Source organism: Pseudomonas sp. NPDC089918 (assembly GCF_050280605.1).
Classification (GTDB): domain Bacteria; phylum Pseudomonadota; class Gammaproteobacteria; order Pseudomonadales; family Pseudomonadaceae; genus Aquipseudomonas.
The window spans coordinates 159184-173179 of sequence record NZ_JBNNVP010000005.1; the positions used below are offsets into that span (position 1 = coordinate 159184).

The 13996-nt window shown below is 60.3% G+C and carries 14 protein-coding genes; 5 read left to right on the forward strand and 9 right to left on the reverse strand.

All coding sequences use genetic code 11. From position 1 onward, the window contains the following. Positions 1-137: 137 nt before the first annotated feature. Positions 138-1787: a GMC family oxidoreductase gene (locus tag ACQKPC_RS05915; RefSeq protein WP_427623555.1), complete on the reverse strand. Its 1650-nt coding sequence runs from the start codon at positions 1785-1787 to the stop codon at positions 138-140. 133 nt (positions 1788-1920) lie between these two features. On the opposite strand from ACQKPC_RS05915, the gene ACQKPC_RS05920 reads away from it, so the two are divergent. The 4 genes from ACQKPC_RS05920 to ACQKPC_RS05935 all read left to right on the forward strand — a co-directional run bounded on the left by ACQKPC_RS05920 (position 1921) and on the right by ACQKPC_RS05935 (position 5247). Then, positions 1921-2817: a LysR family transcriptional regulator gene (locus ACQKPC_RS05920; RefSeq protein WP_427623556.1), complete on the forward strand. Its 897-nt coding sequence runs from the start codon at positions 1921-1923 to the stop codon at positions 2815-2817. 175 nt (positions 2818-2992) lie between these two features. Next, complete coding sequence (locus ACQKPC_RS05925; RefSeq protein ID WP_427623557.1) at positions 2993-3898, forward strand: tetratricopeptide repeat protein; 906 nt, start codon at positions 2993-2995, stop codon at positions 3896-3898. A gap of 101 nt (positions 3899-3999) precedes the next feature. After that, positions 4000-4911, forward strand: coding sequence for a tetratricopeptide repeat protein (locus ACQKPC_RS05930; RefSeq protein ID WP_427623558.1), 912 nt, complete (start codon positions 4000-4002; stop codon positions 4909-4911). A gap of 120 nt (positions 4912-5031) precedes the next feature. Continuing rightward, positions 5032-5247 carry a DUF4287 domain-containing protein gene (locus tag ACQKPC_RS05935; protein ID WP_427623559.1) on the forward strand — a complete coding sequence of 72 codons (216 nt, stop codon included), beginning with the start codon at positions 5032-5034 and terminating at the stop codon, positions 5245-5247. Positions 5248-5727: 480 nt separating this feature from the next. On the opposite strand, the gene ACQKPC_RS05940 is transcribed toward ACQKPC_RS05935, so the two are convergent. The 7 genes from ACQKPC_RS05940 to ACQKPC_RS05970 are packed head-to-tail and all read right to left on the reverse strand — an operon-like array spanning position 5728 to position 12058. Continuing rightward, entirely contained in the window at positions 5728-7131 is a 1404-nt protein-coding gene (locus ACQKPC_RS05940) for an ATP-binding protein (protein WP_427623561.1), read from the reverse strand. Further along, positions 7128-7790 (reverse strand): response regulator, encoded by a 663-nt coding sequence (locus ACQKPC_RS05945; RefSeq protein ID WP_427623563.1) that lies wholly within the window; start codon positions 7788-7790, stop codon positions 7128-7130. Before ACQKPC_RS05945 ends, ACQKPC_RS05940 begins: the two co-directional genes overlap by 4 nt. Before the next feature lie 11 nt (positions 7791-7801). Beyond that, entirely contained in the window at positions 7802-8446 is a 645-nt protein-coding gene (locus ACQKPC_RS05950) for a tetratricopeptide repeat protein (RefSeq protein WP_427623564.1), read from the reverse strand. Beyond that, positions 8443-9252: an SDR family oxidoreductase gene (locus ACQKPC_RS05955; protein WP_427623565.1), complete on the reverse strand. Its 810-nt coding sequence runs from the start codon at positions 9250-9252 to the stop codon at positions 8443-8445. Before ACQKPC_RS05955 ends, ACQKPC_RS05950 begins: the two co-directional genes overlap by 4 nt. Continuing rightward, positions 9239-9913 (reverse strand): TenA family transcriptional regulator, encoded by a 675-nt coding sequence (locus ACQKPC_RS05960; protein ID WP_427623566.1) that lies wholly within the window; start codon positions 9911-9913, stop codon positions 9239-9241. Before ACQKPC_RS05960 ends, ACQKPC_RS05955 begins: the two co-directional genes overlap by 14 nt. Next, a complete protein-coding gene (locus tag ACQKPC_RS05965; protein ID WP_427623567.1) occupies positions 9910-11391 on the reverse strand; it encodes an AMP-binding protein in 1482 nt (493 codons plus the stop codon). The genes ACQKPC_RS05960 and ACQKPC_RS05965 overlap by 4 nt, the downstream gene beginning before the upstream one ends. After that, positions 11381-12058, reverse strand: a complete 678-nt coding sequence (locus ACQKPC_RS05970) for a thermostable hemolysin (RefSeq protein WP_427623569.1) — start codon at positions 12056-12058, stop codon at positions 11381-11383. The genes ACQKPC_RS05965 and ACQKPC_RS05970 overlap by 11 nt, the downstream gene beginning before the upstream one ends. Positions 12059-12245: 187 nt before the next feature. Between ACQKPC_RS05970 and ACQKPC_RS05975 the strand changes: the two genes are divergently transcribed. Beyond that, positions 12246-12818: a cytochrome b gene (locus ACQKPC_RS05975; RefSeq protein ID WP_427623570.1), complete on the forward strand. Its 573-nt coding sequence runs from the start codon at positions 12246-12248 to the stop codon at positions 12816-12818. Here ACQKPC_RS05975 and ACQKPC_RS05980 read toward each other — a convergent pair. Further along, the gene (locus ACQKPC_RS05980; protein WP_427623572.1) at positions 12799-13905 is read right to left on the reverse strand and encodes a DNA alkylation repair protein; all 1107 of its coding nucleotides are present in this window, start codon (positions 13903-13905) and stop codon (positions 12799-12801) included. The genes ACQKPC_RS05975 and ACQKPC_RS05980 overlap by 20 nt on opposite strands. Between the last annotated feature and the right edge of the window lie 91 nt (positions 13906-13996).

Consider the following 13996-nt stretch of genomic DNA (forward strand, 5'->3'; position numbering starts at 1 on the left):
CCACTGGTGTTGCGTGTTCCTTGCTGGGGTAATGCTCAATGCTCGCGAATCAGCTGCAATCCCTGTTGGAGTGCAATCCCCTGTGGGAGCGAGCCTGCTCGCGATGGCGGTGTATCAGTCACCATAGATGTTGGATGTCAGACCGTTATCGCGAGCAGGCTCGCTCCCACAGTGGGGGTGGTGGCGGTAGTTTCGAGGATCAACTGCGCAGCCTTCTCAGCGATCATCAACGTCGGCGAGCAGGTGTTGCCCGAGGTGATGCGCGGCATGATCGAGGCGTCGGCGATGCGCAGGCCGGGAATGCCGTGGACGCGCAACTCGGCGTCGACCACTGCGTGTGCGTCGTTGCCCATCCGGCAGGTACCCACCGGGTGGAAAATCGTCGTGCCGATCCGGGCGGCGGCTTCATGCAATTGTTCTTCACTCTGCAAGCTGTCGCCGGGCAGGTACTCGATCGGTTTGAACGCTTGCAAGGCGGGCGCGGAGACGATGCGGCGGGTCAGGCGGATGGCATCGGCTGCCACTCGCAAGTCTTCGGGATGGCTCAGGTAGTTGGGCTGAATCAGCGGCGCTTCCCGTGGGTCGGCGGAGCGAATGTCGATTCGGCCGCGGCTTTGCGGACGCAGATCGCAGACCGATGCAGTGAACGCGGGGAAGGCGTGCAGCGGCTCGCCGAAACGCTCCAGCGACAACGGTTGCACGTGGTATTCGAGGTTTGCCGAGGTCTGCTCCGGTCCCGAACGGGCGAAGGCACCAAGTTGGCTCGGGGCCATGGACAGCGGACCGCTGCGGTCATACAGGTAACGCAGGCCCATGCCCATCTTGCCCCACAGCGTGCCAGCGATCTGGTTCAGGGTGCGGGCGTTTTCCAGTTTGTAGATCAGCCGCAGTTGCAGGTGATCCTGCAGGTTGCCGCCCACGCCGGGCAGTTCATGGACAACGCCGATGCCCAGTTTTTGTAGCAATGGGCGAGGGCCGATACCGGAACGCTGAAGAATGCCCGGTGAACCGACGGCACCGGCACACAGGACGATTTCCTTACGCGCTTTGAAGGTTTTCGCCTGGTCTTGCCAACGTGCGCTGACCGCTGAAGCGCGGCCGTTTTCCAGCAGTACACGGTCCACTTCGACGTCGGTCAGCACCGTCAGATTGGAACGCTGGCGGATTGGTTTGAGAAACGCCTTGGCCGCGTTCCAGCGGATCCCGGCTTTTTGATTGACCTGGAAGTAGCCGCAGCCTTCGTTGTCGCCCTGATTGAAGTCATCGATGCTGGCGATGCCGCTTTGCTCGGCTGCCGTGCGAAATGCATCGAGGATCGGCCACGACAGCCGCTGCCGCTCGACTCGCCATTGCCCGGCAGCGCCGTGAAATTCCGAGTCGCCGGCAAAATGGTTTTCGCTTTGCTTGAACAGTGGCAGCACGTCTTGCCAGCCCCAGCCGGCATTGCCCTCGGCCGCCCAGCCGTCGTAATCGCCGGCCTGGCCGCGCATGTAGATCATGCCGTTGATCGAGGAACAGCCACCGAGCACCTTGCCGCGCGGGTAGCTCAGGGCGCGACCTTGCAGGCCCGGTTGCGTTTCGGTCTTGAAGCACCAATCGGTGCGCGGGTTGCCGATGCAGAACAGGTAACCCACCGGGATGTGAATCCACGGGTAGTTATCGCGGCCGCCGGCTTCGAGCAGCAACACGCGATGCTGCGGGTTGGCTGACAGTCGATTGGCCAGCAAACAACCGGCCGGCCCGGCGCCGACCACGATGTAGTCGTATTCATCAAGGGAAGTCTGCATCCCTGACCTCGTATTGTTGTTCTTGTTGTCGGTCATCCTAGTTGTTAGCTTTCGTTAAAAGAATGTTAGTTTTTGCGCAGCCGCTGTGCGTTTTTAAACAGCGTCGTTAACGGCATAACGTCAAGGATGGTTCATGTTCGACTGGAATGACCTGCGGTTTTTTCTCGAATTGCAGCGTAGCGGCCGCTTGCTGACCGCTGCTCGCCGCTTGAACACCACTCACGCCACCGTGGCCCGGCACATCGAAGCCATCGAAAAAAGCCTTGGTACCGCGCTGTTCGTCCAGCATGCCCAAGGCTACGAATTGACCCCGGCCGGCGAAGCACTGCTCAAACACGCCGAAGCCATGGAAAACGTCGCGCTGCTGGCTCAGGAAGAAATCACCCAGTCATCCGCGCCGCTGGGCAAGATCCGTGTCGGAGTGACGGAAGGGCTGGGCATCATGTTCCTCGCCAGCCGCATGAACGGGCTGTTCGAACGCTATCCGGGGCTGGAAGTGGAGCTGGTGGCGGTGCCGCGCTTCGTCAGCATCCTCAACCGCGAAGCGGAGATCAGCATCCACCTGGAACGCCCGGCTGCCGACATGCTGGTCACCCGCAAACTCACCGATTACCGACTGGCGCTCTATGCCAGCCAGGCCTATCTGGACCGCTCGCCACCACTGCACAGCCGCGAAGACCTCAGCCGCCATGCGTGGATCGGCTACGTCGACGACTTGCTGTTCAGCCAGGAACTGATGTTCCTCAACAGCTTCTGCCGCAACCCCCAGGTGGTGTTTCACAGCACCAGCGTCATCGCCCAGCAACAGGCCGCCCGCTCGGGGTTGGGGATTGCTGTGCTGCCGTGCTACATGGCCAGCGCCGATCCCCAACTGGTGCCGTTGTTGCCGGACGAAAGCATCCAGCGCAGTTATTGGATCAGCACGCGGCGCGAGCTGCACAAGTCGGTGCGGTTGCGGGTGCTGTGGGATTACGTGGTGGAGTTGTGTGAGCGCGAGCAGGATCTGCTGCAAGGCTCCACTCCCCTGTAGGCGCGAGGCTTGTCCGCGAAGGCGCCAGGCCTCGCTCCTACAGGGGATTGTGTCAGGCGGCGCCGGGGTGTTGTTGGGATAGCTTGTTAACCGAATCCCTCACCACAGAATCAGCGACTCATTTTTTCGTCACGACTGCCGATGACAACACGGACGATTTCAACGGATGCAATCCATGAACAAAGCTGTTGCTTTACTGTTGCTCACTGCCCTGATTGCAGGATGCCAACCCATCATCCCTTTCAACAATCCGGCCGATCAATATCCCCCGGGCCTGCGCTGCTTTGCTTACTGGGGTCAGAAACCCATCGGCTCGCTGGAGGTTGATTACATACACGATCTCAGCAAGCGCGGCGATAAGGCGTGCACGATGATCCTCGGCCACATGTACTTGCGTGGCCAAGGTGTCGCACAAGACATACCGCAGGCCAAGGCTCTCTATCAATCCGTGGCCGACGTGGATCCGGCGGCCTATGCTCAACTCGGCCGTATGGCGGAAAAAGGCATTGGTGGTCCACCCAACCTGGTTGAGGCCAGACAGTTTTATCAGCGTGCCGTCACCAAACCCGGGAATACCGACGTTGAGGCCAAGCTGGCTGAGTTCATGGAGGAGGGCATAGGTGGGCCGCAGGACTTCCAAGGTGCGCTGGCGCATTACCTGAATGCCGCCGGGATCGTCGGCGGCGCTTCATGGAAAGGCATGGAGCGGATGCGAGCCAAAGGCCTGCCCCTGACGATCGAACAGCAACAGAGCTACAACAATATCTTTACCAACAGCGTGGAGTACGGCGTCAGAAGAAAGATCAAGGCCATCAAGAAGACTCTGGCGAAGGAGAACATGTCGGTTCCTGCCAGCAAAACTGTTCGGGTACAGCTGGAATACACCCCCGGTTCGTTGGTGCCTGTGAGCTCGCTGCTGGAAAGTTCGGGTAATGGCGCCATCGACCAAAAGGTGATGCAGGCCTTTAGCGACTACCGATTCCCCGCCGATCCAATAATGCCTCCGGGCCAGAAGACCTATAAGGCAATCGCCATCGTCACCCCGGACGAGTACGACACGCTCCCGAGCAAAAAGGACTGACCCGCCCCACCCCAATCCCCCTGTGGGAGCGGCGGTGCGACGATTAGACTTGCTCGAAGGCGCCCGGTCAGAAAAGAGTTCGACTTCAACGGATGCAATACATGAACAAGGCTGTTGTTTTACTAGTGCTCACGGCCCTCATTGCAGGATGTCAAACCACCCCGCCCAGCCCTCAGGAGGACTTTCAAACCGGCCTCCGTTGCAGGCTTCTTCTAGATAAAAAACCCATCACCCCGGAGCAGGTTGAAGACATCCGCGAATCCAGCGAGAACGGCAACCTCCTGTGTAAACTCGTGCTCGGCTTTCTGTACGAAACTGGCCAGGGCGTGCCGCAGGATGTACATAAAGCCAAGACCCTCTATCAGTCCGTGGCCGTCGGGAAAGCAGCAGGCTATGAACAACTGGCTCGCATGGCGGAAGAGGGCATCGGCCAGGCGCCCAACCTTGTTGAGGCCAGGCAGTTTTATCAGTTGGCCGTCACCAGACCCGGAAATCTGGACAGTGAGGCCAAGTTGGCCCAATTCATGGAGGACGGCAGAGGTGGTCCGCAGGATCTGAAAGGGGCTCTGGCGCATTACCTGAACGCCGCCAAGTACGTCGACGATGCTCCATGGCAAGGCGTACAGCGGCTACGCGATAAGGGCCAGGTTCTGTCGGTCGAACAGGTAAAGCACTACAACGGAATATGGGTCGATAGCCTCGATAGAGGCCTCAAAAGCACGGCGGTGGACGTTCAGCAAGCCCTGGCGAAGCAGTTCAAGTCAGGCGCTGCCGGCAAACAGGTCACGCTACAACTGGTAGGCAACCCTGGTTCGGTTGTGCCTCAAATTTCAGTGCTGGAAAGCTCGGGCGATAGGTCTATCGACCAAGCGGTGCTGAAGGCTATGAGCGATTACCGGTTTCTCGACGAGCCGATATTGCCAGCAGGTCAGAAGACTTGGCAGGTGTCTTTCATCGTCGAGACGGAGTGTTATGAAAGGCTCCCGCGAACCCGACCAAGCTGTTCGCAATAACAAGTCGGGTCGCGTGAGGGGGAGCTGGGTGCTTGCCGGGATAACGCTTGGCGTCCAATCTATGGCATGACGACAAGGAGCGTTATCCGACACTCCGTCGCGATAAAGGGAGCTTGCAACATGACCGACGATACAAAAACAAAAGGCCCGGCGTCGTACTTCCCCTCAATTGAAAAAAAGTACGGCCAGCCAATCGACCATTGGCTGGATTTGCTTGGAACAGTAAGCGGCAAGAAGCATATGGAAATGGTGGCTTGGCTGAAGGCTGAACACGGTATGGGGCATGGTCATGCCAATGCGTTGGTTGCGCATTATCTGGCGAGCGCTAAAACGTGAGTGAGAAGGCTTTCGAGTAAGGCGGGAAGGGCGCAGATTGCAATTCTCTGGCCCATCCCAACCCACCAACAGCTCGCTCTCAGCCCATTTAAACAAGAAAAATCACGATCGTTTAAATGAAGCTTGCCGTTACCATCTAAAGGCTACAACGCCTTGCGCCACCGCCTACGCGTAAGACAGAATCCGCCGGCTTGTGCGCCTTGGGCTCGCTCGGTAACTTGATTTCCGTCACTGCTCATCAGTGATCGGGTCTGCAAGCCCGTCGGAATACCAGTCGCATAGCCCTGCCACAGGACGCTCGTTTATGTCCGCGAAATGGCGGCTTTGTGCGGGAGATCTTCGGATCTGCCGGGTTCCTGGTTTCCCGGCCTTGCAGACCCGCACTTAGCTGCCACCTATCATCTGCAAGTGATGCAGGTAGCTCCTAATGAACAATCAGGAGTTTCACCATGATCAAACCTGCGTTCGGCGCACAGACATTCAGCCATTGGACGTCCGTTGCGCAGGGTTGTGGTTCTGGCCATCAGGAATCGACAGGGTCGCCCGCACCCCGCCTTCAGGTGGATTGACCAGCGTAATCCGCCCACCCAGCCGCGTCGCAATGGTGCTGACGATGGTCAGTCCCAACCCCGCGCCTCCGGTATTTCCACTGCTGTAAAAACGTTCGAACAACCGTGCGCGATCCGCTTCGTCGATGCCTGGCCCCTGGTCCTGGACGCTCAAGTTGTAGAACCCGTCGTCCCGGCTCAATTGCACCGTGATGACGCCATGCTCCGGCGAAAAATTCGCGGCGTTGGTGACCAGATTGTTCAGGGCGATGTCGATGGCGGCAGCGTCGGCAAGCACTTCAAAAGGCTGGTCAGCGACATCGAAGGCCAGCTCCAGGTTCTTGCTCAATAACCAGGGCGTGAGTTGGGCCAGACTGGCGCGCACCGTTTCGCTCAGGTCGATGCTTTGCTCCACTGGTGCCACGGCTTTGGGTTCGAGACGGGCCATGGTCAGCAACTGATTGACCAGGCGGCTGGTGCGGTCGACCCCGGCAATCAGAAACGCCAGGGACTCACGACGCTCCTGTTCCGTGCCGGCTTCCTGCAGGTTCTGCGCATGCACCCGCAGCACGGCCAGCGGCGTGCGTAATTCGTGAGCGGCGTCGGCGATGAAGCGCCGTTCGCGGCCAAGCACCTCTTGAATTTGCGCGAGCATGCGGTTGAGCGCTGCCTGCATCGGTTCCAGTTCGCTGGGCAACGGGGTCAGTTGCAACGGCTCCAGAGAACCGCTGTGCCGTGCCCGCAACGTTTGCGCCATATTGGCCAGGGGTTTGAGCCCCCAGCCAATGGCCAGCCAGACCATGGCCGCCAATATCAGGCTACCCAATACATTGGGCCACAGGGTATGACGCACGATCCGGTCTACCAGGTCCGCACGCACGTCGTCCCGTTCACCGACCCAGATGCGCAGATCATTCTGTTTGTCTTCGAGCATGAACACCCGCCAATGGCGGTTGTGCAGATCCACCACATCGCTGAAACCGGATTTCGTCGGCGGCGCCGTGAAGGAGGGCGCACTGGCGGTGTGCACCAGTACTTCGCCCTTGCGATTCCACACCTGAAAGGCAATTTTGCTTTCATAGGGATGACCATCGACTCTCGGCACCGCTTCACTCAAGGCCTTGTTGAACGCTTGATACAGTTCGGCGTGTTCATTGCTGGCCAGCGGCATGCGCATCACACCCTGCAACAGCCGGGCGTTCTGGGCCAGTTGGGCGTCGTAGACTTCGGCAATTTCGTGATTGCTGTCGTGCAGGTTGAGCACGCTGATGATCGCCAGGCCCGTCAGCATCAGGCCGATGATCAGCGTCAGGGTGCGACGCCGGATCGAAGTCATCGACGCTCCTCCACCAGGTACCCGACACCGCGAATGGTGCGGATCAGGTCGGTGGAAAACTTCTTGCGCAGGTGATGGATATGCACTTCCAGGGTGTTGCTTTCGGCTTCTTCGTTCCAGCCGTAAAGCAGTTGCATCAGGTGATCGCGGGTCATGACCCGGCCCGGAGGCGAGAGCAATTCGTGGAGCAGTTGATACTCCTTGGGCGTCAGCGCCACCGGTTCGCCTTGATAGCTGACTTGCTGGGTACCGGGGTTCAGGCTGATGCCGGCGTGTTCGATCAGCACTTGGGCGCGACCGGCGCTGCGTCGCAACAAGGCCCGCAGGCGAGCCTTGAGTTCGGCCAGGTCGAAGGGCTTGATCAGGTAATCGTCGGCCCCGGCATCCAGCCCGGCGATGCGGTCTTCGGTGGCATCCCGGGCGGTGAGGATCAGTACCGGCAGGTTGGAGCCGCTTTCGCGCAGACGGTGCAACACTTGCAGACCGTCCATGCGCGGCAGGCCGAGGTCGAGCACGGCCAGGTCAAACGTCTCGCTGAGCAGCGAATGCAAGGCACTGCTGCCATCTTGCAGCCAGTCGACGGTGTAACCCTCACGGCTCAGGGCCTGATGAATGCCCTCGCCAAGGGCCACGTCATCCTCGATCAGTAATAAACGCACGCGGACTCCTGTCAGTTGAGTTTTTTGTTCACGTCCACCAGTAACGCTTCGATCTCTTTGCGGCGCCCGGCGTCGGCGCTTTCCCGGCTTGGGCGGGGGGCCGCTTGCAGGGCTTTTTGCAGTGCTTCCCTGGCTTCACCATAGCGCTTTTGACGGTAAAGGTGATCACCCCAGAAGTACAGACTGTCGATGCCGGCGGGATTCAGCTGCAAGGCCTGCTTTAACAGTTGTTCGGCCTTGTCGGCATCGCCGAAACCAAGGGGCCAGCCGGGCACGCGATCATACAGCGCCGCGAGACTGGTATAGGCCGAGCCTTGCAAGGCCTTGGGATCAATAGCGAGGGCTTTTTCCAGGTCAACTTTGGCGGCCTTGACCTTGCTCAAGGCGCCGAGGCCACCCTGGGCTCCGGCCCAACTGCTGGTGACAATGCCGGACCAGATCCACGCTTCGGCCAGGGATTGGCGTTCCTGGGTAAACGCCGAGGCTTGGGTCGCGAGTTTTTCGAAGGCCGCGGTACGTTGGTCGGCGGGCAATTCGTATTGAATGTGCGCCCAGCTTTGCTGAATGCCATTGAGGCGCTGCTGATCGGCGGCGTCCAGCGCCCAGACGCTTTGGCTCAACACCCCGAACAGCAGGCAAGTGACGATTTTTTTCATGGTTTGAGACTCTCGTTATCGGGCTTCTGACTGAGGCGACGGATCAGCGGCAACTGCTTGCGCAAGCCACGGTCCACCAGATGCGGCAACAGACTGTTCAGGCGGACGAAAAAGCGTTCCGGCCAGCCCAGGTACACATCGCGCCGGTCACCGGCAATCGCGTGGATGACCGCCGAAGCGACAGTTTGCGGATCGTCGACATTGGCTTTGAGCGCATCGTTCAGCGCCTGGGCCGCCGGGCTGTTCATGCTGGTGTGGGTCGCCCGAGGGGCAACGTAAAGCACGCTGATCCGGGTGTCGGCCAGCTCCCGGCGCAGGGCTTCGGAGAACCCGCGCAGGGCAAACTTGGTGGCGCAATAGCTGGCGTAACCGGGGTAGCCGATGGAGCCGTAGGTCGAGCCGACGTTCACCACCATGGCGCTCTCGGCTTGCTTGAGCAGCGGCAGCAAAAGCTTGGTCAGGCAGATCGGCGCACTGATGTTCACCGCCAGCATCGCATTGATCTCGCTGTCATCGAGCTGTTCGAGCATGGCGAAGTGGTTGACCCCGGCGGCGTTGACCAGCAGGTTGATGCCACCGATGGCTTCGCCCGCAGCCAGCACTTTTTGTCGGTCGCCGGGGACGGTCAGGTCAGCGTCGACCCAACACAGGTGCAGCGGGTAGCGTTCGAGCAAGGGCTCCAGCGCCTCCCGGTGCCGGGACACGGCCAATACCCGCGCGCCACTGGCACACAGGGCGCTGGCGATGGCCAGGCCGATACCGCCGCTGGCTCCGGTCAAAACCACACGGGCTTCATGCAGCTGCATGCAGGTTCTCCCCATCGCGGGGCAGGCCGCGGAACATGTCGGTATAGAGCGTGTAAACGACCTTCGATGCATGAATCACCGCGGCTTGATCCGCCGGGTCTTGGAGTGTGTTCATCAGCCGGCGGTAGGTCTGCATGTGTTCGATATCCAGCGAACCGTGGGAACTCAGGTAGCTGAAGGCGGTTTCCGGCAGCGCCAGGCGCTCGCGGATGCTGCCGGCCGCGTGGGTGGCCAGGGCAATGCTGGTGCCTTCCAGCACGTTGACCATGCCGAACAGGCCCACCGGGTTGTCCCGGGCAATCAGGTCGTAGAGGAAGCTGACCATCAACTCGATCGGCAGCGATGGACGACCGTCACGCACCGCCTCTTTGTCACCGCCACAGGCCGCGATGTCGTCGAGTACCCACTGTTCGTGGCCGTACTCCTCGTCGATGTACTCGCACACCGCTTTGCGTAGCCATTCCAGCCGCTGCGGCAGACGTGCGCCGCATGCCATCATCAACGGCACGGTATGGCGCACGTGGTAGTAGGCCTGGGCGAGGAAGGCGCGGTAGCTCTCCAGGCTGACCTTACCCTCAAGGGCATCGCGGATGATCGGCAGGTTGAACAACTCGTGGCGTTCCTGCCGGGTGGCTTCTTGCAGGGTGTCGAAAAAACTCATGATGCGGATTCCTCGGAAAAAATGAAGTCAGTGAGCTGCGCCCGGTAATGCTCGACGATGGCGTCGCGGCGCGGTCGGCCATTGGCCGTCAGCAAGCCATTGGCGGCGGTGAACGGTTGATCGAGACGGGTCCAGTGATGAACCTGGGCGTAATCGGGCAAGGCCTCGTTGGCCTGGGCCACGGCGGCGGCCAGCTCTTCATCGGTGCAGTCCGACCGATGGGGCCAGAGCAGGGCGTGGTTGCTCGGCATCGCTTCGCCGTAGACGAACGCCTGAGCGATGTGGCGACGCTGAGTGAGTTCGGCCTCGACCCATTCCGGATTGACGTTGCGGCCGAAACTGGTGACGAACTGATGTTTCTTGCGCCCGTTGAGGTAGAGAAAACCTTCCGGGTCGAACTCGCCGAGATCGCCGGTCGGCCACCAATCATCGCCGAAGGGCGCTTGCCCCAAGTAGCCGAGCAGGGTCGAGCCCTTGACCAGCACTTCACCATCATCGGCCAGGCGAATCTCGACATGGGGCAGGGGCCGGCCAACGCTACCAGGGCGGCGCGCGCCCGGGCGGTTGAGGCACACCACCGAGGAACACTCCGACAACCCGTAACCTTCGTAGACCGAAATGCCGATGCGCTGGGCGCGATGCAATAATTCTTCGGAAACCCGCGCACCGCCCACGGCGGCAAAACGCAACGACTGAGGGTTGAACGCTTTTTGCTCGGCGGCGCTGACCAGCATCAGCAGCAACTGCGGCACCAGGATCAGACTTTCCGGTTTTCGGGCGGCCAGACAACCCAACAGCCGCGGCACATCGACACCGCTGGCACCTTGAATGCCCAGGGTTTTCTGGCTCGGTACGCTCAAGGTCGCGCCGGCATACAGCGCGGCGTAACAGCCGAGGTTTTCCAGCAGAATCGCCAGGGGCAGCAGCGCCAGGTGATGCCGTGGATCGGTGGGTTTGCTTGCCTGATCCAGCTCACGGGCCACCCGCAAAAGGCTCTCGGCGCTCAGGCACACGCCTTTGGGCGTGCCGGTGGTGCCTGAGGTAAAGGTCAGTTTGGCGGTGCCTTCGGGTATCAGGTTCGGGCCGCTGAAGGGGCGACGCCAGAATTCGCCGGTCTTCTCGTAGCCGGCCGCCTGCAGTTCGGCTTCCAGTTCCGGTTCGGCAATCACCAGTGTCGCCTGGCTCTGTTCCAGACAATGACTGCGTTGTGCCGGGCTGAAGAATGGCGGCAACGTCAGACAGGTCAGGCCTTCGAACAGGACGGCCAGGTCCCAGAGCATCGCTTCGGTGCCATTGTCCAGGGCCAGCGCGACCACTTTTACGTGCTCATCGCGCAGACGCTGTTGGCGATACATGATCTCGGCGTACAGCGTGGCGTAGTCCAGTTTCAACTGATCGCCCCACAAGGCGATGGCGTTGGTCTTGCGCTCGGCATGACCGCGCAGGGTCTGCTTGAACCGCTCCATTTCAGGCGACATGGCTGGACTCCTCAAGGGACGTCGGCAACCCCAGGCGATTGAACAGACCGATATTGCGCAAATGGATGAAACCGGCGCGGATGTTGCCGACATGCACCCATGGCTGACTCTCGTAATAACTGCCCCAGAGGTGGCGGTCGTCGCCCAGCCGCGCAGGATCGGCGGCGCAGAGCGTCACCGGCTTCAAGCCCAGGCGATGAAAACTGTTCACCAGCCCGATGTTGCCGGTGAACGCCACCCATTCCAGCCCGCCCATGGCCAACAGGTAGGTGATGGCGATGATGCTCAGGCGCGCACTGCCGGTATCGCTGGCGGCGAGGTTACCGACCTCGACAATACCGGCCCGGTCCACGGGTTGACCGGCAGCGTCGCTGATCAGCGGATCAATCGCCTCGTCCAGATAACGCTCCAGAAACAAGGGTTCGGCACCGGCCAGTCGTACGCCAGCCACCGCACACAGCGTGCCTGACACATCGCTCATGCCGAACAGCTGCGGCATGAATTGGCGGATGTCGGCGCCATGGGCCTTTCGAAAACGCTGCTGGATAAAGGCTTCGAGAACCGGACGCTGGGGATCGTCCGGCAAGGCTCTGGCCAGACTCATCTGCGGGGTTTCGGCTTGGCCGAAGTGCAGGGGCAGAGGGATGTTCCAGTCGAAATCGGGCATGGGCAAGAACGCCTCCCTGAGTAAGTTCGGGAGGAGTATCAAAGGCAATTCTTAACGGAGTCTGAAGGTGGACCTTCAGATTGTCTTAAGACTGGACGGGCAGGGTGGCGCCGGTCGGTTCGACGAAACCGGATCCCGGCTGTACGAAATGAGTCGGCAGCCGCCACTGATCTTCACGAGGCCCTGTATGACCCGAGATTCAGCAGTACACCGGTATGGAAAACTCTCGATTACCTTGCACTGGCTGATGCTGGCGCTGTTCGTCGGCGTTTATGGTTGCATCGAGATCAAAGGATTGCTGCCCCGTGGGCATGCCTTGAGGGGCCTGTTTCTGGGGTTGCACGGCGTAATCGGGTTGAGCATTTTTGCGCTGGTCTGGGTTCGCTTGCTCGGGCGCCTCACGCCCCGGCCACCGATTACCCCGGCCCCGCCCACCTGGCAGACCGGCGTCTCGCACCTCATGCATTTGGCGCTGTATGGGCTGATGATTGCTACGCCGCTATTGGCCTGGTTGATGCTGGCCGCCGGGGGCAAGCCGATGCCGTATTTCGGCTTTTTCTTGCCGGCGCCGGTTGCGGTTGATCCCGATCTGGCCAAGCAACTCAAGCATTGGCATGAATGGCTCGGCAGCACTGGCTACTGGTTGATTGGTTTGCACGCAGCGGCGGGGTTGTTCCATCACTACTGGGTCCGTGACAACACGCTTGCGCGCATGCTGCCGGGTGGCTCTGGTGTGGGTGTCAATGAGCGTCAGCGATAATTCGGAATTGGGTGCTGGCCAAGCGTTCGCCATTTACCAGAATGTGCACCGCGTGCTGGCCGGCATAGTGCCTGCGGGTGGTCAGTTCCTTGATGTGCTGACTGCGGCTAATGGCTTCGCTGGCATTGTCGGACAGCGTGAGGGCTTTAAGTTTGAACACCTTTGCCGAGGTGCTGCCGTTGGCTTTGACATAATCGATAGCGTAATCGATCACCAATCGCTGACTGTCCGGGACCGTGGACTTCACTCTGAAAGACAGGGTGATTTTCTCACCCAGACGTATCACCGCCGGCTCAACCTTCACGTCAATGATTTCAACCTCGGGCTTGCCGCCCGCGCCAATGATTGCCAGCGCTCGCTTGTTACCCTGTTTGATCAAACTGCGCAGAGCGTGTCTGGCGATCCACGCCGTGTGTTTGTTGTCCAGCGACCAGCCCTCGATCAGCGCCAGCACCCACTCGGGATGATCCTTGGTGATGTCGTTGAGGTGGTTGGCCACGGATTTGCGCACGTAGAGGCTGTCGTCGGCCTTGAGATTGTCGAGGATCGCTGCCGCCAGTGTCGGGTCGGCCTGGACCTGTTCCAGGCGGAACGACCATGGCAGGCGCGGTCGGCTGCCTTCGCTGGCCAGGCGCCGGACGTGTTCGTTGTCATCCAGCGACCAGTCTTGCATCAGCTTGAGTGAGCGTTCGATATCGCCGCGCAGAAAGTGCCGGATGGCAAATTCCGATGAGCCGAAGGCCGTGAAATATTTGAGCGCGTCCATCGACAGATCGAACGTGTGAGCGCCGTAGGTCGCGACGTAGTGCGGCAAAAACATACTGACGAAGGCGCTGTTCAGGCGCGGCGCGAGGGCGCGCAGGACGTCGAGGGATTCTTCATAACCCAGCGGCAATACCGCGTGCAGGCATTCACTGACGCGGGCCATGCGTTGCATGACTGACAACTCTGAGAGATCGGTTTTAGCCAGTTTCAGGAAGGCCTTGGCATCGAACCCGGGATAGACCGCCGTCATTTCGGTGGCGATGTGCGCGAGGCGTTCGGCGTTGAAGATTTCCTTCAGGGCGGGGGAGGTTTGGTCAGCCATAGTGGATTCCTTGGTCGTTGTTATGATCGTTCCCACGCTCTGCGTGGGAATGCATCCCGTGACGCTCTGCGTCACATTTCAAGAGCGGACG

What these genes read in the sequence shown, in the direction of transcription:
- ACQKPC_RS05915 (WP_427623555.1), bottom strand. Translation starts at nt 1,787, where the DNA reads ATGCAGACTTCCCTTGATGAATACGACTACATCGTGGTCGGCGCCGGG.
- ACQKPC_RS05920 (WP_427623556.1), top strand. Translation starts at nt 1,921, where the DNA reads ATGTTCGACTGGAATGACCTGCGGTTTTTTCTCGAATTGCAGCGTAGC.
- ACQKPC_RS05925 (WP_427623557.1), top strand. Translation starts at nt 2,993, where the DNA reads ATGAACAAAGCTGTTGCTTTACTGTTGCTCACTGCCCTGATTGCAGGA.
- ACQKPC_RS05930 (WP_427623558.1), top strand. Translation starts at nt 4,000, where the DNA reads ATGAACAAGGCTGTTGTTTTACTAGTGCTCACGGCCCTCATTGCAGGA.
- ACQKPC_RS05935 (WP_427623559.1), top strand. Translation starts at nt 5,032, where the DNA reads ATGACCGACGATACAAAAACAAAAGGCCCGGCGTCGTACTTCCCCTCA.
- ACQKPC_RS05940 (WP_427623561.1), bottom strand. Translation starts at nt 7,131, where the DNA reads ATGACTTCGATCCGGCGTCGCACCCTGACGCTGATCATCGGCCTGATG.
- ACQKPC_RS05950 (WP_427623564.1), bottom strand. Translation starts at nt 8,446, where the DNA reads ATGAAAAAAATCGTCACTTGCCTGCTGTTCGGGGTGTTGAGCCAAAGC.
- ACQKPC_RS05955 (WP_427623565.1), bottom strand. Translation starts at nt 9,252, where the DNA reads ATGCAGCTGCATGAAGCCCGTGTGGTTTTGACCGGAGCCAGCGGCGGT.
- ACQKPC_RS05960 (WP_427623566.1), bottom strand. Translation starts at nt 9,913, where the DNA reads ATGAGTTTTTTCGACACCCTGCAAGAAGCCACCCGGCAGGAACGCCAC.
- ACQKPC_RS05965 (WP_427623567.1), bottom strand. Translation starts at nt 11,391, where the DNA reads ATGTCGCCTGAAATGGAGCGGTTCAAGCAGACCCTGCGCGGTCATGCC.
- ACQKPC_RS05970 (WP_427623569.1), bottom strand. Translation starts at nt 12,058, where the DNA reads ATGCCCGATTTCGACTGGAACATCCCTCTGCCCCTGCACTTCGGCCAA.
- ACQKPC_RS05975 (WP_427623570.1), top strand. Translation starts at nt 12,246, where the DNA reads ATGACCCGAGATTCAGCAGTACACCGGTATGGAAAACTCTCGATTACC.
- ACQKPC_RS05980 (WP_427623572.1), bottom strand. Translation starts at nt 13,905, where the DNA reads ATGGCTGACCAAACCTCCCCCGCCCTGAAGGAAATCTTCAACGCCGAA.